General features: G+C 74.5%; 26 protein-coding genes. 11 read left to right on the top strand and 15 right to left on the bottom strand.

The window, feature by feature from the left end:
* Positions 1 to 130: 130 nt before the first annotated feature.
* From KMZ30_RS08550 to KMZ30_RS08520, 7 genes are all read left to right on the top strand, one after another.
* Positions 131 to 661: an Asp23/Gls24 family envelope stress response protein gene (locus tag KMZ30_RS08550; RefSeq protein WP_215513585.1), complete on the top strand. Its 531-nt coding sequence runs from the start codon at positions 131 to 133 to the stop codon at positions 659 to 661.
* Positions 658 to 1,005 (top strand): hypothetical protein, encoded by a 348-nt coding sequence (locus KMZ30_RS08545; protein ID WP_215513584.1) that lies wholly within the window; start codon positions 658 to 660, stop codon positions 1,003 to 1,005. The genes KMZ30_RS08550 and KMZ30_RS08545 overlap by 4 nt, the downstream gene beginning before the upstream one ends.
* The gene (locus KMZ30_RS08540) at positions 1,005 to 1,184 is read left to right on the top strand and encodes a DUF2273 domain-containing protein (RefSeq protein ID WP_173027130.1); all 180 of its coding nucleotides are present in this window, start codon (positions 1,005 to 1,007) and stop codon (positions 1,182 to 1,184) included. Before KMZ30_RS08545 ends, KMZ30_RS08540 begins: the two co-directional genes overlap by 1 nt.
* A complete protein-coding gene (locus KMZ30_RS08535) occupies positions 1,177 to 1,527 on the top strand; it encodes an Asp23/Gls24 family envelope stress response protein (protein ID WP_215513583.1) in 351 nt (116 codons plus the stop codon). Before KMZ30_RS08540 ends, KMZ30_RS08535 begins: the two co-directional genes overlap by 8 nt.
* Positions 1,524 to 2,135 (top strand): DUF6286 domain-containing protein, encoded by a 612-nt coding sequence (locus KMZ30_RS08530; RefSeq protein WP_215513582.1) that lies wholly within the window; start codon positions 1,524 to 1,526, stop codon positions 2,133 to 2,135. Before KMZ30_RS08535 ends, KMZ30_RS08530 begins: the two co-directional genes overlap by 4 nt.
* Positions 2,132 to 2,692 carry a hypothetical protein gene (locus KMZ30_RS08525; protein WP_215513581.1) on the top strand — a complete coding sequence of 187 codons (561 nt, stop codon included), beginning with the start codon at positions 2,132 to 2,134 and terminating at the stop codon, positions 2,690 to 2,692. Before KMZ30_RS08530 ends, KMZ30_RS08525 begins: the two co-directional genes overlap by 4 nt.
* Before the next feature lie 63 nt (positions 2,693 to 2,755).
* Positions 2,756 to 2,926 (top strand): CsbD family protein, encoded by a 171-nt coding sequence (locus KMZ30_RS08520; protein WP_215513580.1) that lies wholly within the window; start codon positions 2,756 to 2,758, stop codon positions 2,924 to 2,926.
* A 28-nt stretch (positions 2,927 to 2,954) separates the two neighbouring features.
* Here KMZ30_RS08520 and KMZ30_RS08515 read toward each other — a convergent pair whose 3' ends face one another.
* A complete protein-coding gene (locus KMZ30_RS08515) occupies positions 2,955 to 3,758 on the bottom strand; it encodes an alpha/beta fold hydrolase (protein WP_215513579.1) in 804 nt (267 codons plus the stop codon).
* A 50-nt stretch (positions 3,759 to 3,808) separates the two neighbouring features.
* Here KMZ30_RS08515 and KMZ30_RS08510 point away from each other — a divergent pair, with 50 nt between their 5' ends.
* The gene (locus KMZ30_RS08510) at positions 3,809 to 5,119 is read left to right on the top strand and encodes a condensation domain-containing protein (protein ID WP_215513578.1); all 1,311 of its coding nucleotides are present in this window, start codon (positions 3,809 to 3,811) and stop codon (positions 5,117 to 5,119) included.
* Here KMZ30_RS08510 and KMZ30_RS08505 read toward each other — a convergent pair.
* Positions 5,116 to 5,775, bottom strand: a complete 660-nt coding sequence (locus tag KMZ30_RS08505) for a GNAT family N-acetyltransferase (RefSeq protein WP_308279810.1) — start codon at positions 5,773 to 5,775, stop codon at positions 5,116 to 5,118. The two genes, KMZ30_RS08510 and KMZ30_RS08505, sit on opposite strands and share 4 nt — an antisense overlap.
* Before the next feature lie 227 nt (positions 5,776 to 6,002).
* Here KMZ30_RS08505 and KMZ30_RS08500 point away from each other — a divergent pair, with 227 nt between their 5' ends.
* Together KMZ30_RS08500 and bfr are read left to right on the top strand one after the other, a co-directional pair.
* Complete coding sequence (locus KMZ30_RS08500) at positions 6,003 to 6,254, top strand: (2Fe-2S)-binding protein (protein ID WP_051750264.1); 252 nt, start codon at positions 6,003 to 6,005, stop codon at positions 6,252 to 6,254.
* Positions 6,241 to 6,735, top strand: a complete 495-nt coding sequence (gene bfr, locus KMZ30_RS08495; protein WP_215513577.1) for a bacterioferritin — start codon at positions 6,241 to 6,243, stop codon at positions 6,733 to 6,735. Before KMZ30_RS08500 ends, bfr begins: the two co-directional genes overlap by 14 nt.
* Before the next feature lie 99 nt (positions 6,736 to 6,834).
* Here the strand turns inward: bfr and KMZ30_RS08490 are convergent, their stop codons facing one another.
* The 4 genes from KMZ30_RS08490 to egtB all read right to left on the bottom strand — a co-directional run bounded on the left by KMZ30_RS08490 (position 6,835) and on the right by egtB (position 10,820).
* The gene (locus KMZ30_RS08490; RefSeq protein ID WP_215513576.1) at positions 6,835 to 7,626 is read right to left on the bottom strand and encodes a 2-oxo acid dehydrogenase subunit E2; all 792 of its coding nucleotides are present in this window, start codon (positions 7,624 to 7,626) and stop codon (positions 6,835 to 6,837) included.
* Positions 7,623 to 8,408 carry an SDR family NAD(P)-dependent oxidoreductase gene (locus tag KMZ30_RS08485; RefSeq protein WP_215513575.1) on the bottom strand — a complete coding sequence of 262 codons (786 nt, stop codon included), beginning with the start codon at positions 8,406 to 8,408 and terminating at the stop codon, positions 7,623 to 7,625. Before KMZ30_RS08485 ends, KMZ30_RS08490 begins: the two co-directional genes overlap by 4 nt.
* A 91-nt stretch (positions 8,409 to 8,499) precedes the next feature.
* Positions 8,500 to 9,492 carry an L-histidine N(alpha)-methyltransferase gene (gene egtD, locus KMZ30_RS08480; protein WP_215513574.1) on the bottom strand — a complete coding sequence of 331 codons (993 nt, stop codon included), beginning with the start codon at positions 9,490 to 9,492 and terminating at the stop codon, positions 8,500 to 8,502.
* On the bottom strand, positions 9,489 to 10,820 hold the full coding sequence (gene egtB / locus KMZ30_RS08475; RefSeq protein ID WP_215513573.1) for an ergothioneine biosynthesis protein EgtB: 1,332 nt from the start codon (positions 10,818 to 10,820) through the stop codon (positions 9,489 to 9,491). Before egtB ends, egtD begins: the two co-directional genes overlap by 4 nt.
* A 212-nt stretch (positions 10,821 to 11,032) precedes the next feature.
* Between egtB and KMZ30_RS08470 the strand changes: the two genes are divergently transcribed.
* The gene (locus KMZ30_RS08470; RefSeq protein WP_215513572.1) at positions 11,033 to 11,635 is read left to right on the top strand and encodes a hypothetical protein; all 603 of its coding nucleotides are present in this window, start codon (positions 11,033 to 11,035) and stop codon (positions 11,633 to 11,635) included.
* Positions 11,636 to 11,677: 42 nt separating this feature from the next.
* Here KMZ30_RS08470 and KMZ30_RS08465 read toward each other — a convergent pair whose 3' ends face one another.
* From KMZ30_RS08465 to KMZ30_RS08425, 9 genes are all read right to left on the bottom strand, one after another.
* Complete coding sequence (locus tag KMZ30_RS08465) at positions 11,678 to 12,532, bottom strand: carbohydrate ABC transporter permease (RefSeq protein ID WP_226902858.1); 855 nt, start codon at positions 12,530 to 12,532, stop codon at positions 11,678 to 11,680.
* Entirely contained in the window at positions 12,529 to 13,491 is a 963-nt protein-coding gene (locus KMZ30_RS08460; protein WP_215513571.1) for a carbohydrate ABC transporter permease, read from the bottom strand. The genes KMZ30_RS08465 and KMZ30_RS08460 overlap by 4 nt, the downstream gene beginning before the upstream one ends.
* Positions 13,488 to 14,795, bottom strand: coding sequence for an ABC transporter substrate-binding protein (locus KMZ30_RS08455; protein ID WP_215513570.1), 1,308 nt, complete (start codon positions 14,793 to 14,795; stop codon positions 13,488 to 13,490). The genes KMZ30_RS08460 and KMZ30_RS08455 overlap by 4 nt, the downstream gene beginning before the upstream one ends.
* Before the next feature lie 158 nt (positions 14,796 to 14,953).
* A complete protein-coding gene (locus KMZ30_RS08450) occupies positions 14,954 to 15,571 on the bottom strand; it encodes a response regulator (protein WP_215513569.1) in 618 nt (205 codons plus the stop codon).
* Entirely contained in the window at positions 15,568 to 16,710 is a 1,143-nt protein-coding gene (locus KMZ30_RS22305; RefSeq protein ID WP_215513568.1) for a sensor histidine kinase, read from the bottom strand. Before KMZ30_RS22305 ends, KMZ30_RS08450 begins: the two co-directional genes overlap by 4 nt.
* Before the next feature lie 60 nt (positions 16,711 to 16,770).
* Positions 16,771 to 17,466 (bottom strand): P-loop NTPase family protein, encoded by a 696-nt coding sequence (locus tag KMZ30_RS08440; protein ID WP_215513567.1) that lies wholly within the window; start codon positions 17,464 to 17,466, stop codon positions 16,771 to 16,773.
* 146 nt (positions 17,467 to 17,612) lie between these two features.
* Entirely contained in the window at positions 17,613 to 18,386 is a 774-nt protein-coding gene (map, locus tag KMZ30_RS08435) for a type I methionyl aminopeptidase (RefSeq protein ID WP_215513566.1), read from the bottom strand.
* Between the two features lie 119 nt (positions 18,387 to 18,505).
* Complete coding sequence (locus KMZ30_RS08430) at positions 18,506 to 19,867, bottom strand: dicarboxylate/amino acid:cation symporter (RefSeq protein WP_215513565.1); 1,362 nt, start codon at positions 19,865 to 19,867, stop codon at positions 18,506 to 18,508.
* A gap of 197 nt (positions 19,868 to 20,064) precedes the next feature.
* Positions 20,065 to 20,745 (bottom strand): NUDIX hydrolase, encoded by a 681-nt coding sequence (locus KMZ30_RS08425; protein WP_215513564.1) that lies wholly within the window; start codon positions 20,743 to 20,745, stop codon positions 20,065 to 20,067.
* Positions 20,746 to 20,770: the final 25 nt, after the last annotated feature.

Raw genomic sequence — 20,770 nt, 5'->3', positions numbered from 1 at the left:
TCCACGACGAGGGCGTTACCCGGGCGGAGAAGATGTGACGCGGGTCACACAGGATCTCGCGTGCGGTTTCGTGTCCCCACCGCGACTGACGGGGTGAACGACAACGGACCACCCACAAGGAGCTGACGTCATGACCGACACCACCGCCACCCCGCAGTCCGGCAGCACCGCCTCCGGGAGCTTCTCCACCAAGGACCTCGCGCAGGACGCGAAGGGGACGCCCAAGGACGTCGCGACCACGGCGAAGGACACGGCCCGGGGCGCCGGCTCGGAGCTCGAGACCTCGCACGGCCGCACCGTCATCGCCGACACCGTCGTGCTCAAGATCGCCGGCATCGCGACCCGTGAGGTCTCCGGCGTCGCCGACCTCGGCCGCGGCGCCGCCCGCGCCGTCGGGGCCATCCGCGAGCGCATCTCCGGCGTCGGCGTCGACAACACGCAGGGCGTCACCGCGGAGGTCGGCGAGACGCAGGCCGCCGTCGACATCGACATCGTCGCCGAGTACGGCGTCGCCATCTCCGACCTCGCCGAGGCCATCCGCAGCAACGTCATCTCGGCGGTCGAGCGGATGACCGGGCTCGAGGTCACCGAGGTCAACATCACCGTCCACGACGTGGCGCTCGACGACGACGCCGACGAGACCAGCGAGCGCGTGCAGTGACCGAGCGCGACGAGCTCGTCGACGGCATCGCCACCGCGGTGCGCGCCGTCCCCGGCGTCGTCGACCTCCACGCCGGCGCGCTCGGCGAGGCCGTGACGCTCCTGCCGGGGCGCCGGGTCGCCGGGCTGCGCATCGCGGACGACCACGTCGAGGTCCACCTCGCCGTCGAGCACGGCTCGGCGGTCCGCACGGTCGCCGACGACGTCCGCAGGGCCGTCGCCGCGGTCCGACCGGGCCCGGTCACCGTCGTCGTCGAGGACGTCGTCGAGGACGCCCCCGACGACCCGCCCACCGCCCCGGCCCCCGAGAACACCCCCGACCCCCTCCCCGAACGGAGCTCCTGATGAACACTCCCGTCATCGGCCTCATCGCCGGTCTCCTCCTCGCCCTCGCGGCGACCACCGGAGGCTTCGGCGGCTTCCTCCTCGCGATCGTCCTCGGCGGCGCCGGCTTCCTGCTCGGCGCGCAGCGCGACGGCTCGGTCGACCTCGGGGCCCTCGTCCCGAACCGGAACCGTGGCTGACGGGCTCGCCCCGGCCGCCACGCGTGGACGCACCGTCATCGACGACCGGGTCTACGAGCGGACGGCCCGGGCCGCGACCCTCGCCGCGCCCGACGTGGTCGAGCACCGCGGCGCCGGCGCGCTCGTCGGGCGCTCCCTCCCCCGCGTGGAGGTCCGTCGCAGCGACGACCACGTCCGCGTCCGGCTGGAGGTCGCGCTCGCGTGGCCCACGCCGCTCGACGCCGCGACCGCGGCGGTGCGCACCACCGTCGCCGACACCCTCGCCCGCGTGACCGGGTCCACCGTCGACGCGGTCGACGTCACCGTCACTCACCTCGAGCCCCAGGACAGGAGGCACCGATGAGCACCACCGAGACCCTGCCGGTCTCCCGGACGGAGCCGGCCCGGACCTCCCGCGACGCGCAGGTCACCACGCCCGCCGTCGACGCCCCGGCCGGGGCGCCCCCGGCCACCGCGACCGGTGTCGTCATCGCCCTCGTCCTCGTGGCGCTCGGCGTCGTCGCCGTCCGTGACGCGCTCGTCGCGCTCGGCTGGGTGCCCGGCACGTCGTGGCTCGAGCCCGCCGCGAGCTGGCTCGCCGACGGCGTCGGCAAGGACGTCTGGGTGCTCGTCGTCGCCGTGCTCGTGGCGCTCGTCGGCCTCTGGCTCGTCCTGCGGGCCGTCGGTCGTCGGCCCCGCAGTGCGGTGTCGCTCGGTGACGGCACGAACGCGTGGCTCGAGCCGCGCGACGTCGCCCGGGTCGCCGACATCGCGGCCTCCGACGTCGACGGCGTCGTCACCGTCCGCTCCCGCGCCGCCAAGCGGTCCGTCAAGCTGCGGGTCACCGTCGTCGACACCGCCCGCGACGGTGCGAAGGGTGCCGTCCAGGACGCCGTCCGTGACGCCCTCGAGGGGCTCGACCCCTCGCCGCGCGTGTCCGTCAAGGTCTCGACCCTGGGAGGCAAGCGATGACCCGCTCCGCGATGCGGCTCGACCGCACCCTGACCCTCGTCGTCGGGCTGCTCCTCCTCGCCGGTGGCGTCGCCCTCGGCCTCTGGTGGGTCGGTGTGCTCGGCGCGGCCGACACCCTGGCCGTCCCCGCCGCCGGCTCATGGGCCGCCGCCTCATGGTGGACCTGGCTCGTCGCCGTCGTCGGTGTCCTGCTCGTCGTCGCCGGCCTGTCGTGGCTCTCGGCGCACCTCAAGCGCGTCGGCATCCGGGCCATCTCGCTGCCCGGGAGCGGTGAGGACGGGCGACTTCGCCTGCGCCTCGGTGCCCTCGCCGACGTCGTCGCCGCCTCGGCGGAGTCGCGGCTGGCCACCGAGTCGGCCTCCGGCTCCGTGGGCTCCGGCACCGACGCCGGGGTCGTCGAGATCACCGTCACGGCCCGCCACGACGCCTCGCTGACCGAGCTGCGCCGCGACCTCGCGGCCGTCGACGCCGAGGTGGCCACCGCCACCGGTGGCGCCGTCCCGGTCCGCTACCGCGTCAAGGTGCACCGGCCGCCGCGCACCGCGGCCACCACCTGACCCCTCCGGGTCACCCCGAACCACCCGTCCGACCCATCCACCACCACAGAGAGGAACACCACCATGGGTATCGCTGACAAGGCCAAGAACGCCGCTCAGGACCTCACCGGCAAGGCCAAGGAGGTCATCGGCGACGCGACGAACAACGAGCGTCTCGAGGCCGAGGGCAAGGCCGACCAGGCCGAGGCCAAGGCCAGGAAGACCGGCGAGAACATCAAGGACACCCTGTCCTGATCCTCGCCGCACCACGCGAGAGGGCCCGTCACCGCAGGGGGTGACGGGCCCTCTCCGCGTGCGAGGCCACGTGATCGGCGACGAGCCCGGGCCACGCCATGATCCCGTAGGGGGTGCGCGCGACGACGAGCCGGCTGTCGTCGACGAGCTCATGGAGGAGGGCCGCCGTGCTCAGCGGATGCCCCGGGTCGTCGCTCCACGCGAGGACCAGGGTGGGCACGTCGATGCCGGTCAGGGCCTCGGCGGGCGGCAGGTCGGTGGAGGCCGCGCCGCGCAGGACGCTCGGCAGCAGGTGCTCGGGCACGGCCGGCTCGGTGAGGGGCGCGTCGGCGAGGGCGGGCGGCGGTCCGGTCGTGGCCGCCCGGGCGACGAACGCGGCGAGGCCCTCGCGCTCGACGAGCTCGGCGCTCGCGAGGTAGGCGGCCGCCTGCGCGCGTCGGGTCGTCCAGGCCGTCGGGGGCACGGCCAGGGTGAGGCTCGCGAAGCGGCCCGGGTCGCGCAGCGCGGCGTGCAGCAGCGTCGCCGCGCCCATCGACGGGCCGAGGCCGTGCACCGTCTCGCCGGGGGCGACGTGGTCCAGCAGCGCGAGCAGGTCCTCGGCGAGGTGGTGCCAGGCGTAGGACGCGGGGTGCCGGTCGCCCGTCGAGCGGCCGTGTCCCCGGGCGTCGTAGCGCAGCACACGGTGGTGGCGCAGGGCGCGGGCGAGGTCGAGGCCCATCCGCTCGTCCCGCTCGCGGCAGGAGGTGAGGCCGTGCAGCTGCACGACGAGCGGGCCGTCGTCACCGGCGACGTCGTGGTCGAGCGTCGCGCCGTCGAGCTCGAACGTGGGCACAGCGCCTCCAGGGCCGTCCGTCGTCGGGGATGCGCCTAGAGTACGGCGGCATGCGCCTGACCAACGTCGCGCAGATGGCCCTCCCCGACGGGCGCGTCCGCAGCCTCGGCGTGGTCGTGCCGCCCTCGCGCGGACGGGCGCTGCCGGTCTCGTTCGACCAGGGGCGGCACGTCGGCGAGGGTGACCGGCCCGGGTCGTGGATGGCCGTGGCCGTCCGGCTGCCCTCGGCCGTGGACCCGGACGCCCTCGCGGAGGCCTGGTGCGCCGTCGTCCGGCGGCACGGCACGCTGCGGACCGTGTTCTCGCAGAGCGCTTCTGGAGAGGTCGAGCTGCACGAGGTCGATGTCGCGCCGGGGTCGTGGGTCGAGCACGCGCTGGACGGGCGACCGGCGCGTGAGGTGCTGCGGGAGGTCCTCGACGCGACGTGCCGCTCGTACTCGGCTCCGGCGCACCGCATCTGCCTCGTGGAGCCCTCGGACGGCTCGCGCCCGTCGCTCGTCGTCGCGGCCGAGCACGCGCACGTCGACATGTGGAGCCTCGTCGTGCTCGTCCGCGACCTGCTGGCCTGCCTCGACGACGTGGTCGCCGGCCGTGCGGTGGGCGCGACGCTGCCCCGGGTGCCGTCCTTCGCCGAGCACACCGCGGCGCTCGCGGCCCGGCCGCCGGCGCCCGGCGAGGTGCGCCGCCGGTGGGCGGACGTGCTCGAGGCCGAGGGCGGGGTGATGCCCCTCTTCCCCCTCCCCCTCGGCGACGTCACGACCCCGCGTCCGGAGGTCGTCGAGGTGCGCGACGTGCTGGACGCCGAGGAGGTCGAGCGGCTGACCGTCCGGGCCCGGGCCGACGGGGTGCGCCTGGTCGCGATGGCCACGTCGGCCCTCACGCGTGCCTCGCGGGCCCTCGCCGGTCGCCCGCTGCGGGCGGTCTTCCCCGTCCACAGCCGCTACGAGCCACGCTGGCACGACGCGTGCGGCTGGTTCATCACCAACGCGGTGCTCGAGTCCTTCGACCCCGAGCCGGCCGCGTGCGCCACGGCGGTGCGCGAGGCCCTCTCGCTCGGGTCCTGGCCGCTCGCCCCCATCCTCGCGCCGTGGGGCGGGATGCCACAGGCGCCGGGGATGTTCGCGGTCTCGTGGCTCGACACCCGCCGGCTGCCGGTGGAGCTCGACCCGGCCCTGGAGCTGCAGTACGTCTCGGCGCGGATCCGCACCGACGGCGTGATGGTCTGGTTCGTCGTCAACGGCTCCGGCCTGCACCTGCGCTGCCGCTACCCGGACACGCCGGAGGCGCGCGAGCACGTCGGCCGCTGGCTCGATGTCGTCGAGGAGGGGCTGCGCGCCGACGTCGACGGGCCGGTGGGCTAGGTCGTCGACCTCGTCGACCTCGTCGACCTCGTCGGCCGGGGCAGGAGCGTGCCGAGCTGGGTGACGCCCTCGTCGCCCCCGAGCGGCTGCAGCCCCAGGCGGCGGTAGAACGCGATGGCCCCGGGGTTGCGGGGGTCGACGCCGAGGTGCAGCCCGGCGACCCCGTCGGCGGCGAGCTCGTCGAGCACCGCCTCGACGAGCCGGCGTCCCCATCCGCCGCCCTGGAGCCGGGGCAGCAGGTCGACGTGCAGGTGGGCCGGGTGCGTCGCGAGCAGCGCGGGGTCGGTGCGCGGGCCGGCGTGGATCCGCTCGACGACTGCGGCGTCGGCCGGGGTCGCGCCGCTGCCGCGGGGGTGGCGCTCGCGCAGGGCCGGCCACCACCGGTTCTCGAGCCAGTCCTCGAAGGCGGCGGTGTCGGCGGTCGCGACGCAGTACCCGGCGACCCCGAGGTCGTCCTCGACGAGAAGCGCGAGGCATCCCGGACCGTGGAGGTAGGGCTGCGCCCACACCTCGCCGAGCACGTCGGGGTCGGCGTGCAGGGCGGTGGCGTCGCGGCCGGCCGCGCCGGTGCGCAGGCAGACGCGGCGCAGGTCGGCGGCGTCCTCCGGGGTGGCGCGACGCATCCGCGGGGCGGCGGTCGGGGTCGGCGGCGGCACGGCTCCACGGTAGGTCGCCCGCGCCCCCCGACCGGACCCCCGACTCGTCCCCAGCGCGGGCTACACCGCAGTACGTGCCGCTGGAGCAGCACTTACTGCGGTGTAGCGCGCGACGGAGCGGGGTGCGATGGGGCTCGGACGGCGGACTCTTAGGTGAGCCTCACCTTCATGTGGTTAGGTGTACCTCACCACGGGAGGTCCGTGGGTCCGGAGCGCGAGGAGCAGCGGTGATCATCTGCCAGTGCCGCGTCGTCAGCGACACCGCCGTGCACGCCGCGGTCGAGGCGGGCGCCACGACCCTCGCCGAGGTCTGCCGCACGACCGGCGCGGGCACCGACTGCGGCGGCTGCGTCTTCACGGTCAAGGCCCTCGTCTGCGAGCATGACGTGCTCACGGCCCGCACGATGGACGACCTGCAGCACCTGACCGTCGGCCGGGCCACGACCCCCGACCAGGAGGACCTCCGTGCAGCCAGTTGACCGCCGGGTCGTCGACCTCTTCAACGAGGCGCTGACCTTCGAGCTCACCGTCACGAACACCTACTTCCTCCACGCGCGGATGCTCGACAACTGGGGGTTCACGAAGCTCGGCAAGGTCTTCTACGACCTGTCCATCGACGAGATGAAGGACGCCGACGCCCTCATCAACCGGATCCTCTTCTTCGAGGGCCACCCCAACGTCCAGAAGCTCGGGGCCATCCGGGTCGGCGAGACCGCCGAGGAGATGCTGCGCCTCGCGCACGCCTCCGAGCTCGAGGCCATCGCGCAGTTCAACGCAGCGGCCAAGGAGTGCCACGCCTTCGGCGACCACGGCTCGGCCTCGATCTTCGAGGAGATGGTGCGCGACGAGGAGCGGCACGCCGACTTCTTCGAGTCGCAGCTCGAGGCGATCGAGCGCATCAGCATCCAGCAGTACCTCGCCCAGCACATGGAGGCGGGCACCGGGCCGACGCCCGAGTGACCCCAGCCCGTCGCTCGTCCTCCCACTTCTTGCGAGTTCCGGCGGTCGACGCGCGTCGGACCGGCGTGTCGAGCGGCTCAACTCGCAAGAAGTCGGGGTTCAGGCGGGGGTGTCCATCCGGTCGGGATGGGTGAGCAGCGCGACGACGATCGACTGCAGACGGCCGGCGTGCGCTCCGTCGACGACCCGGTGGTCGGCCGTCGCGACGAGCACCGCGACCGGCCGCACCTCGACCCGCCCCTCGACCGCGACCGGGCGCTGGCGCACGGCCCCGATGGACAGGTAGACCGGCGTGCGGGCGAACGGGGCCGGCGCGAGGTAGGCCTCGTCGAGCCCGAGCGGCCCGACGTTGGACACGAACCCGGTGCCGAGCGGACGACCGGGCTGGCCGAACGCGGGCAGCCCGAGACCGCCGACGAGCAGGCTGGCCGTCGCCATGACCGGCCGCATGACGAACCACGGGGCGACGCGCACGAGGCCGTTGGTGCGGCGGTGGTGGCGGTCCTGCCGTCCCCGGACCGCGCCCACGGCGTCGTGCACGCGGGTCGCGATCTCGACGGGGGTCAGCCGGTCCGCCTGCTCGACGCGCACCGGAGCGAGGTCGACGCCCTCCTCGATGTCGACGGCGAAGGCGATCGTGCAGTCCTCGATGGGGTGCAGCCGCCCGAGCACGACGCGCGCCCGGGCTTCCGGGACGGCCCGCAGTCCCCGCGCCAGCGCGGCGCCGACGAGGTGGGTCAGGGTGACCCGCACGCCGGTGCTCGCGCGCAGGCGCGAGAGGTGGGCCAGCGCGGCGCTCACGTCGACCTCGACGCGGGCCTGGATGCGTCCCTCGACCGGCGGGCGCCACGTGGCGACGGCGATCTTGCGGCGGACCGAGCGGTGGCTCATCCGCGGATCCCGGTGAGCGCGAGCCGGACCGCGAGGCCCGGAGCGGCGGCGAGCGCGGCGAAGGGCGCTGCGCGCCGGGGCAGCCGGACGTGCGGCCGTCCGGCCTCGACCGCGTCGAGCAGCGCCTCGGCGGTCTCGGCGGGGTCGAGGTCGCGCAGGAGCCGCAGCCGCCGGGCCCGGGCGAATGCCGCCTCGGCCGGGGCGTGCTGCCGGGCCCGGTCCATCATCGAGGAGTCGACCGGCCCGAGCTCGGCGACGGTGCTGCCGATGCCCGAGCCGCGCAGCTCCAGGCGCAGGCCGGCGGCCGCCCGGGTGAGGCCGGCCTTCGTCGCGCCGTAGGGGCCGAGGCCGGGGAAGGTCGCGACCCCGGCGAGCGAGGAGACCCAGAGGAGGTGCCCGCGGCGGCGGGCGCGCATCCCGGGGAGGGCGAGGCGGGTCAGCTCGAGCGGCGCGCGCAGGTTGAGGTCGAGGACGCTCGCGAGGGACGCGGCGTCGAGGTCGTCGAGGCGGCCGACGAGCTCGACCGCGGCGTTGTGGACGAGCACGTCGGGCGGGCCGTGGGCCGAGTGGGCGGCGGCGAGGAGCTCGGCGGGTCCGCCGGGGGTCGCGAGGTCGACGGGCACGGGGTGGGCGCCGGTGCGGGCCGCGAGCGCGCCCAGCGCGTCGCGGCTGCGGGCGGTGACGGTGACCCGGGCGCCGCGAGTGGCGAGGCCGTCGGCCAGGCGGGTGCCGATCGTCCCGGTGGCCCCGGTCAGGAGGACGTGGGCCCCGTGGAGTCGCATCTGCCCAGTCTCCGTGACGTCGAGGGGGTCACCGGCGCGGCGCCCGCCCGGTGGTGGTCGGTGTGGAACGTGCCCGGCCCCCGGCCGCGGGTCAGTCGCGCCGCGCCAGCGTGAGCGCGAAGTCCCCGGCGTCGTCGGTCCACGTCCGCTCGACGGTGAACCCGGCGTCACCGAGCTCGGCGGCGATGCCCTCGCGCCGGAACTTCGTCGAGATCTCGACACAGATCTCCTCGCCGGTCGCGAGCTCGACGACGAGGTCCGCGCCGGGCACGGTGACGACCTGCGGCTCCTCGGCGCGCAGCCGCATGTCGATCCGCTCCATCCGCGGGTCCCAGAAGGGGACGTAGCTGAAGGCGCCGGGGTCGAAGTCGGCCCCGAGCTCGCGGTTGACGACGAGCAGGCAGTTGCGGATGAACCGCTCGGTGACGCCGGCGGAGTCGTCGTAGGCCGCGACGAGGCGGTCGGCGTCCTTGACGAGGTCGGTGCCGAGGAGCAGCCACTCGCCGGTGTCGAGGGAGTCGGCGAGCGCGCCGAGGAAGGCGGCCCGCTCCTCGAGGTAGAAGTTGCCGATCGTGCTGCCGAGGAAGGCGACCATCCGGCGGTCGCCGCGGGGCAGCTGGCCGAGGTGGAGGGTGAAGTCGCCGACGACGGCCTCGACGGCCATCCCCGGGTAGCGGACGCTGAGCATCGACGCGGCCTCGCGCAGCGTGCCGTCGGAGACGTCGACCGGCACGAAGCGCGCCAGGGGACCGTGTGAGCGGTCCTCCGAGCGGAAGGCGTCGAGGAGCGTGCGGGTCTTGTCGCTCGTGCCGCTGCCGAGCTCGACGAGGGTCGAGGCGTCGCACACCTGCGCGATCTCGGCCGCGTGCGCGGTGAGGATGGCCCGCTCGGCCTCGGTCGGGTAGTACTCCGGCAGCCGGGTGATCTCGTCGAAGAGGTCGGCGCCCACCGGGTCGTACAGCCACTTCGGGGGGAGCCGCCGCGGCCGGCCGCCGAGCCCGCGGCGCACGTCGTCGACGAGCGAGCCGGAGGCCCAGTCGGGGTCGAGGAGCACCTGGACCCGGGGCTCGACGACGCCGCTCACGCGTCGGCCCCCGTCGCCGCGTCGGCCGGTCGGGCCTGGGGCGCACCGCCGTCGGCCAGCCGCACCCCGGACAGGGCCCAGCGCGAGCCGTGCGGGAAGAAGTTGCGGTAGGTGAGCCGGGCGTGCGCCGGCGGGGTGAGGGCGCAGCCGCCGCGCAGGACCATCTGGTTCGACATGAACTTCCCGTTGTACTCGCCGATGGCTCCTGCCGGGGGGTGGAAGCCGGGGTAGGGGTGGTACGCGGACGAGGTCCACTCCCAGCAGTCGCCGTAGACCTGGCGCAGCCGGTGCTCGCCGCCCCGCTCCGGCGCCGCGGCCGGGTGGTAGTGCCGCAGGTCGGCGAGGTTGCCGCCGGAGTGCGCGGCGTCGGCCTGGCCGTCGACGACGACCGCGTGCTCCCACTCCGCCTCGCTCGGCAGCCGCTTGCCGGCCCACGCCGCGTACGCGTCGGCCTCGTAGAAGCTGACGTGGCTGACCGGCAGGCCGGGGTTGACCGGCCAGGTGCCGTGGAGGGTGTGCTCGAGCCAGACGCCGTCGTGCTCGGTCCAGTACAGGGGCGCGCGCCATCCTTCGGCCCGGACCCGCGCGAGGCCGTCGGAGAGCCAGAGCTCGGGGCGCTGGTAGCCGCCGTCGGCCATGAACTCGAGCCACTCGCCGTTGGTCACGAGGCGGTCGGCGAGCCGGTAGGGCTCGAGCCACTGCCGGTGGCGGGGCAGCTCGTTGTCGAAGGAGAAGCCGCCGCCCTCGTGGCCGATCTCGACGAGACCGCCCTCGACGTCGACCCAGCCGAGCGCGTCCGGCTCGCTGGGCGCCGGCCGGGTGCCGCCGTAGACGGGCTCGAGCGGGTTGCGCGAGAGGACGTGCTTGATGTCCATGAGCAGCAGCTCCTGGTGCTGCTGCTCGTGGTGGAAGCCGAGCTCGATGGTCGGCGCGAGCTTCTCGAGGGAGCCCTCGTCGAGGCGCTCGACGAGGTCACGCATGCGTCCGTCGACGTTGCCGCGGTAGACCCCCACGTCCGCGGCGCCCGGGCGGGTGATGAACCCGCGGTCGGCGCGCGAGTACCGCGGCCCGATGCCCTCGTAGTAGCTGTTGAAGAGGAACCAGTAGCGGTCCTGGAAGGGCGCGAAGTCCTGCTCGTGCTCGCTGAGCACGAAGGTCTCGAAGAACCACGTCACGTGGGCGCGGTGCCACTTCGTGGGTGACACGTCCGGCATCGACTGGACCGTCTGGTCCTCGGGCGACAGCGGGGAGGCGAGGGTCTCGGTGTGCGAGCGGACCTCGTCGTAGCGGGTGGTCAGGGTGCTGGCGTCCCACGTCGAGGTGGACATGGTGGCGCTCCTCTCGGTCGGGGCCGGTCGGGCGTGACGTCCATCCTTACCCAGCCCGCCGACAGGGGACACCCCACGTGCGCACCAGTCATCGCGACGACGGCTGCCGTCCACCCGGATGACAGGTGTCATGCCGGGTCGGTGGCCGGTGGCACTGTCCGGGTCGCTCGCCCACGGCCAGGCTGGGAGGACCCGCGAGAGAGGACCGCCCGATGACGACGACGCGGCAGCGCCCGGCCGCTGCGGTGACCGCCGGCCGGCCCCACCGCGGCATCCGGCACCTCCTCCACCCGCAGGTGCTCGGCGTCCTCATCGGCGGCGCCGGCGCCAGCGCGTTCGTGCACGTCAACCGTGGCCTCCTGCCCGGGGCGTGGCCGACGGTGGCCCTGCTCGCGTGGGCGGCGGCCCTGCTCGTCTGTGCCTGGTCCGTGCTGCTGCGACCGCGGCGGCTGCGCGACGTCGGACCCCCGCGGCCGGGCGCCGGGGTCGTCTACACCGCGTCGGTCGCGGGGATGCTCGCCGCCTTCGCCGTCGGCCGCCGCGTCCTCGACGCGGTCGACCGGCCGGAGCTGATGCCCGCGGTCGTCGTCGTGGCCGTCGGCCTGCACTTCGTGCCGTTCGCCCGCGCGTTCGGGGCACCGGTGTTCGGCACGCTCGGCTGGACCCTCGCCGCGATCGGGGTCGCCGGGCTGCTGCTCGGCGTCGTCGCGGGGGCGGTGCCCGTGGCCGCCGCGGCCGTGGTCACCGGCGTCGTCATGCTGCTCCTCATGGCGCTCGACGCACTGCGCCCGGAGCCGGTGGGCCGGCCGACCTGAGCGTCCGGGTGGCGCGTCGGAGGGGGCGCGCCGCCCGGACGGTCACCGGATGCCGGTGCGCGCGAACCCTTCGACGAAGTAGCGCTGGGCGACGAGGAAGAGCGCGACCATCGGGGCCACCGTGATGATCGCGAAGGCCATCGTGCCGCCGTAGTCGGACCCGAGCTGCCCCTGGAGGTAGAGCAGCCCGATGGGCAGCGTGTAGAGGGCGTTGTCCTGCAACGCGACCAGCGGCCACGCGAGGTCGTTCCACGACGACAGCAGCGTCATGAAGAACAGCACCGCGAGCAGCGGCCGGCTGAGCGGCAGCACGATCGAGCGGAAGATCCGCAGGTGGCCGGCGCCGTCGACCCGGGCGGCGTCGATCAGCTCGCGCGGGATGGCGAGGACGAACTGCCGCGCGAGGAAGGCGCCGAAGCCGCTGGCCGCCGTCGGCAGGATGACCGCCCAGTAGCTGCCGAACAGGCCCATGGAGGTGACGATCCGGAACAGCGGCACCATGATCACCTGCAGCGGGATCATCACCGTCGCCACCGTGAGCAGGAAGAGCGCGGTCGACCCGGGGAAGCGCAGCTGCGCGAACGCGTACCCCGCGAGCATGCTCACCGTCACCGAGAGCAGCGCCACGGTGAGCGAGATCGCGACGGAGTTGCCGACCCACGCGGCGACGGGGAAGGCGTCGAGGACCCGCCGGAAGTTGTCGAGCGTCAGCTCGCGCGGGACGAGGCGCAGCGTGCCGCCGAGCAGCTCCGAGCGGGAGGTCAGCGCGACGACGACCATCCAGTACAACGGGAAGAGCGTGACGAGCGAGACGACGACCGCCGCGGCGAGGCGGGCGGGCATCCACCGGTCGCGGCGTCGACGGCGTGGGGCGCGGACGGGGGCGGCGGTGCTCATCCGACGAGGTCCTTGGTGCGGCTCGTGCGCCAGCGCAGCCAGGTGAACGCGAGGCTGACGACGAGGAGGAAGACGCCGATCGTCGCGGCGTACCCCTGGTCGCGCGTGACGAAGCCGTTGTCGTACGCGTAGGTGACGAGCACCGTCGTCGCGTTGCGCGGGCCGCCGCCGGTGAGGACGAAGACGATGTCGAACACCTGGAACGAGTAGATGACGTTCATGACGACGAGGAAGAACGACGACGGCCCGAGCATCGGGACGACGACGTACCGGAAGCGCTGCCATGGCCCGGCGCCGTCGAGCGTCGCCGCCTCGAGCATCTCGCGGCCGATGCCCTGGAGGCCGGCCAGGTAGATGAGCATGTTGAACCCGGCTCTCCACCACAGGGTCACGAGCACGACGGTGACGAACGCCGCCGTGCCGCCCGACTGCCAGTCGACGCCGGGGAGGCCGAGGGCGCGCAGGACGGCGTTGGCGAACCCGCTGTTCTGGTCGAAGACGAGGACGCCGACGAGCGCCGTCGCGACACCGCTGACCGCCATCGGGAGGATGAGGACCGACCGGAAGAGGCCGCGGGCCGGGAGCACCGAGTTGAGGAGCACGGCCGCCCCCAGCCCGAGGGCCATCGACCCCGGCGTCACGACGAGGGTGAACATGACGGTGTTGAGCGTCGCCCGCCAGAAGACCGGGTCGGTGAACAGCCGCGCGTAGTTGTCGAGGCCGACCCACACCCCGTCGCCGAACCCGTTGGTGCGCTGCAGGCTGAGGGCGGCCGCGCCGGCCAGCGGGACGAAGACGAAGGTGCCGAGGAGCACGAGCCCGGGGGCCAGGAAGCCGTAGGCGGCGAGCGCTTCCTTGACGGCGCCGCGCCGGGGCCCCCGCCGGCCCCGGCGCGGTGGGTCCGGTGCCTCGACGCCGGGCGGCGCGGTGGCCGCGGTCGCGGCGGGGACGGTGCTCACCGCGCGACGGCGGCGCCGATGCCGTCGGCGAGGTTGCGCACGGTCGTCGCGGCGTCCTGGTCGCCGACGAACGCCTCCTCGAGCTGGTCCTTGAGGACGGTGATGATCGCCGACATCGACGGCGAGGCGACCTGCCCGGAGTCACGCGGCAGCACGGCGCCGGCCTGGGCGACGAAGACGGGCGAGAGCTCGGGGCGGACCTTGAACTGAATGCCCTCCTGCACCAGGTCGGCGCGCGTGGGCAGCAGCGACGCACCGGCGCAGAAGTCGGCCATCGGCTGCTTCTGCGTCACGTGGTCGAGGAACGTCGCGACGAGCGCGGGGTCCTTGGCGGCCTTCGTCGCGACGAGGGCGTTGCCGCCGAAGTCGCCGGCGGAGCGGACGTCCTTCGGCGGGAACGTGACGCCCCACTCGAAGCCGGCGGTGGTCGTGGCGTCCGGCACGAGGAAGGCGCCGCCGAAGTTCATCGCCGTCGTGCCCGAGTACCAGAGGTCCGCGGCGTAGGTCGAGGACTTCACGGAGCTGTTCTGCGGCACCAAGTTCTGCCGGAAGAAGCCCTGCGTGAACTCGACCGCGGCCCGGCCGGCGTTGGAGTCGATGGCCGCCGCCGTCAGGTCCTCCGTGAGGAAGCGGCCGTCGGCCTCGAAGAGCCAGCTGAGCCAGCGCGTCACGCCGTTGCCCTGCCAGTTGTACGCGAAGGGCCACTTGTCGTCGGGGAGCTTCTGCCGCAGGCGCTTCGCGACGTCCTCGAACTCCTGCCAGGTCCACGCGTCCTCGATGCGCGTCGGGACGTCGGTCACGCCGGCCGACTCCATCAACGCCTTGTTGTAGAGGATGACCGAGGTGTCGGTGTGGTGCGGGACGCCGTAGGGCTTGCCGCCGTTCTGGACCGCGGCCCACGCCTGGGGGGTGAACCGGTCGGAGAAGCCGCTGTCGAGGTGGCTGCTCAGGTCGAGCAGCTGCCCGCGCCCGGCGTAGCTGCCGAACGTGTAGTACGGGACGCGGAAGACGTCCGGCGGGTTGCCGGCCTGCAGCTGGGCGTCGATCGTCGTGAACATCTGCTCGTACGGGACCGAGTTGAGCGTGACCTTGACGCCGCTGTTGGCCTGCTCGAAGGAGGAGATGGCGGCGCGGAGGCCGGCGAGCTCGGCGTCGGTGCCCCACGTCGTGAACGTGACGGTGCCGGAGGAGGCGGATGCGCCGCTGTCCCGGCCGGAGGTGGAGAAGCCACCACACGCGCTGAGCGCGAGGGGTGCCGAGGCGGCACCGGCGGCGGCGAGGAGCTGGCGACGGGTCAGGGGCATGCGGACTCCGGGGAGTGGTGCGGGCGGGATCGCCTGCGGCACGCTTCTCGACCACGGACCCGGGCGACGCTAGCCCCCGTCGTCGCAGCCGCGAGCACGCGTGCGTGATCCGCGTCACCGCTGTCGAAGGTCGGCGTGGGGTCGCAGCAGGCCGTGCGTCAGAGCCAGCCGCGGCGCTCGGCGAGCGCGAAGGCCTCGGTGCGCGAGCGGGCGTCGAGCTTGTCCATCGCGTGGCTCAGGTAGTTGCGCACGGTCCCGCGGGAGAGGAAGAGGGCGCTCGCGATGTCGTCCGTGCTGCGTCCCTCGCCCACGAGGCGCAGGATGTCGACCTCGCGCGCCGTGAGCGGCGAGGTCCCGCGCCGCAGGGCCTCGGCGGCGAGGTCGGGGTCGATGGCGGTGCCCCCGGCGGCCACGGTGCGGATGGCCTCGACGAGCCGGCGGCCCGTGGCGGACTTGAGGAGGTAGCCGTTGGCGCCGGCGGCCAGCGCGCGGTGGAGGTGCCCGGGACCCTCGAGGGCCGTGAGCAGGAGCACCGCGCACCCGGTGAGGCCCTCGGCGGCCTCGATGCCGCTCATCCCCGGCATGTCGACGTCGAGCACGGCGACGTCCGGCGCGAGCCGCTCGACGGCGGCCGCCACCTCGTCGCCTCTGCCGACCCGGCCGACCACCTCGAACCCGGGCTCGGTCGACAGCAGCGCCTCGAACGCCTCCGCGACGAGGTCGACGTCCTCGGCGATGAGGATGCGCAGCGTCCCCTGCCCCTCCGGCGAGCTCACGGGAGAGACCGCACCAGGTCGGCGTCGTCGGACCCGTCGCCGAGGAGCGTCGGCATGCGGCAGATGACCCGGAACCGGCCCCCCGGGACGTGACCCGCCTCGAGCGAGCCACCGACGGCCTCCGCCCGGGCCGCGAGGTCGGCCAGGCCCGTACCGCGCGGCCGGTCCGACTCCCCCGCACCGTCGTTGACGACGACGAGGACGTCGGCCGTCGCCTCGCGGCGCAGCCCGATCTCGACCCACGAGGGACGCGCGTGCTTGAGCAGGTTCGTCACCGCCTCGCGCAGGACGCGCGGCCCCAGCCGGTCGGTGCCCTCCCGGGAGGCGGCGGCCGCGTCGACGTCGGTCGTGGCGCGGACGCCGAGGCGCTCGAAGAGGTCGAGGGCCGCCGCGAGCTCGTCGTCGAAGCCGGTGACCGTCTGCCCGCGGGTCAGGGCGCGCAGGCGGGACTGGCCGTCGGTGACCATCCGCGCGACCTCGTCGAGCTGCTCGCCGCACCGCTGCGGGTCGCGGTCGAGCAGCCGGATCGCCGTCTGCACGCGCAGCCCGACCGCGACGAGGCTGCGGCCGAGGATGTCGTGCAGGTCCCGGGAGATGCGGTGCCGCTCCTCGTCGACGCGCAGCCGGGCCACCGTCTCGCGGGCCCGGGCGAGCTCACCCACCGTGACCGCCAGGCGCGTCATCACGTAGAGCAGCAGGCCCACCGCCACGAGGACGACGAGGAGGAAGAAGGCGAGGTAGGGGTTGACGCCCTGCTGGAGCATGAAGGCCGTGATGCCGAGCGCGTAGGCCCCGCCGGCCAGCACGAGACGACGACCCGTGAGCCGCAGGCCGACGAGCGCGAGGACGAGCGCGGCGTTGAGCCACGCGGCGGCGAGGAACGCGCCGGTGGCGCAGACCACGGTGGCCGCGGCGAGCAGGGGCGGGACGGGGCGGTCGCGCAGGGTCCGCCGCTGGACGACGAGGAAGAGGGCGGCGCCTGCGAGCCCGGACGCCACGCCGGCCGCGCGCTGCGCGGGCCCCAGCTCGTCCGACACCTGGGTGAGCATCGAGAGGGTGCCCTGGACGAGGATGACGAGGACGACCGCCCACGAGGCGACGACGGCGATCCGGGCGTCACCCGCGCTCGTGTCCCTCACCGTGCCCCCGTCGGTCCGTGCGTCCTCCCGTGGGACGACGCCGCGACTGTAACAGCGGGCTCAGCCAGGGCGCTCCGCGGCGCAGGGGTCCAGCCGGACGACGTCGTCGAGGAGCACCACGACGTCGGGGTCCAGGTGGTCGGCCGCCGCGACGACGAGCACGGTCCGTCCTTCCACGTCGACGAGGTCGCGCAGGGTCTCGAGGACACGACGGCGGCCCTCGGGGTCGAGGCCGGCGGCGGGCAGGTCGAGGACGACGAGGTCGGGAGCCGCGGCGAGGGCGAGCGCCAGCCCGACGAGGGTCCGGTCGGCGGCGTCGAGGACGGCGAGCGGGAGGTCGAGCAGCGGACCGAGGCCGAGGTGGACCCCGAGCCGGATGGCCGCGAGGCCGCCCTGGTCCAGCACCTCGACGGTGGGGCGCCCGGTCGTCGGTGGCGTGCGGGCGGCGAGCGCCGTCCACGAGGTCTTCGCGAGGGGTCGGCGCGTGCGGCCCTGCCCGGTGACGAGGTCGCCGTCGCGGCCGGGCAGGTCGCCGACGAGCACGCGGGCGAGGGTCCGCGCCGGCGCGGCGGGTGTCGCGACGGTGAGGGTGCCCGCCCGCAGCTCGAGGTCGAGCCCGTGCAGGCGCGAGCCGTCGGGGCCCGGGTCGACGCTCAGGTCGTGCACCTCGAGCGTGACGACGCGGGCGAGGGGCAGCTCGGGCCGGACCCGCGGGCCGCCGTGCGGTGGTGCGGTGCGTGTGGTCGACGTGCTCACGGTGCGTCCTCCCCGACGGTCCCGACAGCGCCCGCGCGCCGCCCCCGGGGCCATCCTGCTCCGGACCGCGCGCGCCGGTCAGTGCTGCGCGTCAGGCGCCGGTGGTGACGGCTGTCATCGAGTGGTCCTTCGCGGGGAGCCGGCGCTCAGGCCGCCGGCGGGAGGGTGAGGACGTCGACACCGTCCTCCGTGACGACCACGGTGTGCTCGCTGTGCGCGGTGCGGCAGCCGGTCTCGCTGCGCAGGGTCCAGCCGTCGGGGTCGGTGACGAGGCGGTGGGTGTCGGCCATGACCCACGGCTCGATGGCGAGCATCAGGCCCGGGCGCAGGGTGTAGCCGCGGCCCGGCCGACCGGTGTTCGCGACGTGCGGGTCCTGGTGCATCGTCGAGCCGATGCCGTGCCCGCCGAACTGGGTGTTGACGGAGTAGCCGGCGCCCTCGAGCACCGCGCCGATGGCGTGCGAGACGTCGCCCAACCTCGCCCCCGGCGCGGCGACGGAGATCGCCGAGGCGAGCGCGCGCTCCGTGACGGCGATGAGCGCCTCGTCCTCGGGGGAGGGCGTGCCGACGACGAAGCTCACGGCGGAGTCGGCCGCGACGCCCCCGAGCACGACGGCGAGGTCGAGGGTCACGAGGTCGCCGTCGGCGAGGGCGCGGTCGTGGGGCAGGCCGTGGAGGACGGCGTCGTTGACCGACGTGCAGATGTAGTGACCGAACGGGCCGCGGCCGAAGGACGGCTCGTAGTCGACGTAGCAGGAGGTCGCCCCGGCGTCCTCGATCATCGCCCGGGTCCAGGCGTCGATCTCGAGGAGGTTGGTGCCGACGGTCGCACGCTCCCGCATCGTCGCCAGGATGGCGCCGACGAGCGCGCCGGTGGCCCGGGCGCGCTCGACCTGTCGGTCGTCGAGGATCTCGATCATCGGGGCGGCCTTTCCGTGGGGGTCGGGTCCAGTCTCACAGGGCCGGACGCCGCGGGTCGCCCGCACGCCCCGAGGGGAGTGCGGGCGACCGAGGAACGGTGCGGTGCAGTGCGCGTCGGTCAGGCGGCGACGAGCGCCGGGTCGCCGACGGGGTCGCTCGCGCGGTCGCCGTCGTAGACGCTCTCGTCGAGGATGCCCTCGCGCCTGGCGACGATCGTCGGCACGAGCGCCTGCCCGGCGACGTTGGTCATCGTCCGCATCATGTCGAGCACGGGGTCGATGGCCAGCAGCAGGCCGACGCCCTCCAGCGGCAGCCCGAGCGTCGACAGGGTGAGGGTCAGCATGACGACGGCGCCGGTGAGGCCGGCGGTGGCCGCCGAGCCGACGACGGACACGAACGCGATGAGCAGGTAGTCGGTGACGGACAGGTCGACCCCGAAGAACTGCGCGACGAAGATCGCGGCGAGGGCCGGGTAGATCGCGGCGCAGCCGTCCATCTTCGTCGTCGCGCCGAGCGGCACGGCGAAGGAGGCGTACTCGCGCGGCACCCCGAGGTTGCGGGTGGTCACGTACTGCGTGACGGGCATGGTGCCGACGGAGGAGCGCGAGACGAAGGCCAGCTGGAGGGCCGGCCAGGCGCCGGAGAAGAACTTGCGCGGCGAGAGGCCGTGCAGGCGCAGGACCACCGGGTAGACGACGAGCAGGACGATGGCGCAGCCGACGTAGACGTCGATGGTGAAGACCGCGAGCGGCGCGAGGAGGTCCCAGCCGTAGGAGGCGACGGCGTTGCCGATGAGGCCGAGCGTGCCGAGCGGCGAGAGGCGGATGATCCACCACAGCACCGTCTGGACGACGGCGAGGAAGCTCTCGGAGAACGCGACGAAGGGCTCCGCCTTCTTGCCGGTCTTGAGGACGGCGACGCCGATGAGCAGCGCGACGACGACGATCTGCAGGACGTTGAAGCCGAGGCTGACCGAGCCGTCGTCACCCGTGCTGCCCTCGAGACCGAGGATGTTCGAGGGGACGATGCCCTGGAGGAAGTCGGTCCACGAGCCGGTGGTGCCGGGGGCCGCGGCGGCCGAGCGGTCGACGCTCGTGCGCAGGCCGGGGTCGGTGAGCAGCCCGATCGTGATGCCGATGACGACGGCGACCGCGGCGGTGATCGCGAACCAGAGCAGCGTCTGGCCGGCGAGGCGGGCGGCGTTCGTCACCTCGCGCAGCCGGGCGACGCTGACGACGATGGCGAGGAAGACGAGCGGGACGACGATGGTGCGCAGCAGGCTGACGAAGCTGCTGCCGATGACGTCGAGCGTCGTCGCCAGCCCGTCGACCGACCAGGTGCGCGCGACCCAGCCGAGCAGCGCGCCGACGACGAGGCCGGCGATGATCTGCGCCCAGAACGGGAACCGGGGGCGGCGGTGCGCGCGGGTCGGTGGGGCGTCGTCCGGGTGGCGGGCGTCGGTGGCGGTCGAGGAAGCCACGGGGTTCCTTCCGAGGGTGGTCTGCAGGGGGACGGGCGCAGCGGCGCGCCGGACGTGCTCGTGCACGGGGGTGGTGGTCCCACCCGAGGGGCGTCAACACGACCTCGCCGCGAGGGATTCCCCCTCCCTCCCGCGAACGCGTGTGAAATCGCCGGTGGCCCCCGGCGATTTCACACACGTTCGCGGTGGAGCGGGGTTCAGGTGTCGCCGCGGGTCAGGGGCGGGCTGAGGACCTCGAGGGTGCCGCGGCGGTAGAGGCGGGCCGGGCGGCCGCCGTCGGCCGTCGAGGTGCGCTCGGTCTCGGCGAGGAACCCCGGGGTGCGCGTCACCTTGCGGTGGAAGTTGCGCGGGTCGAGCGGATGCCCCCACACGGCCTCGTAGACCGCGCGCAGCTGGGCGACGGTGAACTCCTCGTCGCAGAAGGCGGTGGCGAGCGGCGAGTACTCGAGCTTCGCGCGGGCCCGCTCGAGGCCGTCGGCGAGGATCCGCGCGTGGTCGAAGGCCAGCGCCGCGAGGTCGAGGTCGTCGACCGCGACGAAGCGTGCGGCTACGGCGTCGGTGCCGGCGGTGGGTTCGGGCAGGTCCGGCGCGAGCGCCAGCCAGGCGACCGAGACGGTGCGCATCCGCGGGTCGCGGTCGGGCGCACCGTAGGTCGCGAGCTGCTCGAGGTGGACGCCGTCGCCCACCCCGGTCTCCTCGCGCAGCTCACGCCGGGCGGCGGCCAGGAGGTCCTCGTCGAGCCGGACGAACCCGCCCGGCAGCGCGAGCTCACCGGCGTACGGCGCCTCGCCCCGCTCGACGAGCAGCACGGTCAGCCGGCCGGCGCGCACCGTGAGGACGACGAGGTCGACGGTGACGGCGAAGGGCGGGTGCTCCATGCCCCGATCCTACCGTCTTGTCGTC

This window comes from Phycicoccus mangrovi, from assembly GCF_018729305.1.
Classification (GTDB): Bacteria; Actinomycetota; Actinomycetes; order Actinomycetales; family Dermatophilaceae; genus Phycicoccus; species Phycicoccus jejuensis.
This window is presented reverse-complemented; position numbering and strand designations above follow the sequence as displayed.

Bases quoted from the DNA above. Each gene is read 5' to 3' on its own strand.
- KMZ30_RS08550 (WP_215513585.1), top strand. From the start codon at position 131: ATGACCGACACCACCGCCACCCCGCAGTCCGGCAGCACCGCCTCCGGG.
- KMZ30_RS08540 (WP_173027130.1), top strand. From the start codon at position 1,005: ATGAACACTCCCGTCATCGGCCTCATCGCCGGTCTCCTCCTCGCCCTC.
- KMZ30_RS08530 (WP_215513582.1), top strand. From the start codon at position 1,524: ATGAGCACCACCGAGACCCTGCCGGTCTCCCGGACGGAGCCGGCCCGG.
- KMZ30_RS08525 (WP_215513581.1), top strand. From the start codon at position 2,132: ATGACCCGCTCCGCGATGCGGCTCGACCGCACCCTGACCCTCGTCGTC.
- KMZ30_RS08520 (WP_215513580.1), top strand. From the start codon at position 2,756: ATGGGTATCGCTGACAAGGCCAAGAACGCCGCTCAGGACCTCACCGGC.
- KMZ30_RS08510 (WP_215513578.1), top strand. From the start codon at position 3,809: ATGCGCCTGACCAACGTCGCGCAGATGGCCCTCCCCGACGGGCGCGTC.
- KMZ30_RS08490 (WP_215513576.1), bottom strand. From the start codon at position 7,626: ATGAGCCACCGCTCGGTCCGCCGCAAGATCGCCGTCGCCACGTGGCGC.
- KMZ30_RS08485 (WP_215513575.1), bottom strand. From the start codon at position 8,408: ATGCGACTCCACGGGGCCCACGTCCTCCTGACCGGGGCCACCGGGACG.
- egtB (WP_215513573.1), bottom strand. From the start codon at position 10,820: ATGTCCACCTCGACGTGGGACGCCAGCACCCTGACCACCCGCTACGAC.
- KMZ30_RS08470 (WP_215513572.1), top strand. From the start codon at position 11,033: ATGACGACGACGCGGCAGCGCCCGGCCGCTGCGGTGACCGCCGGCCGG.
- KMZ30_RS08465 (WP_226902858.1), bottom strand. From the start codon at position 12,532: ATGAGCACCGCCGCCCCCGTCCGCGCCCCACGCCGTCGACGCCGCGAC.
- KMZ30_RS08455 (WP_215513570.1), bottom strand. From the start codon at position 14,795: ATGCCCCTGACCCGTCGCCAGCTCCTCGCCGCCGCCGGTGCCGCCTCG.
- map (WP_215513566.1), bottom strand. From the start codon at position 18,386: ATGATCGAGATCCTCGACGACCGACAGGTCGAGCGCGCCCGGGCCACC.
- KMZ30_RS08425 (WP_215513564.1), bottom strand. From the start codon at position 20,745: ATGGAGCACCCGCCCTTCGCCGTCACCGTCGACCTCGTCGTCCTCACG.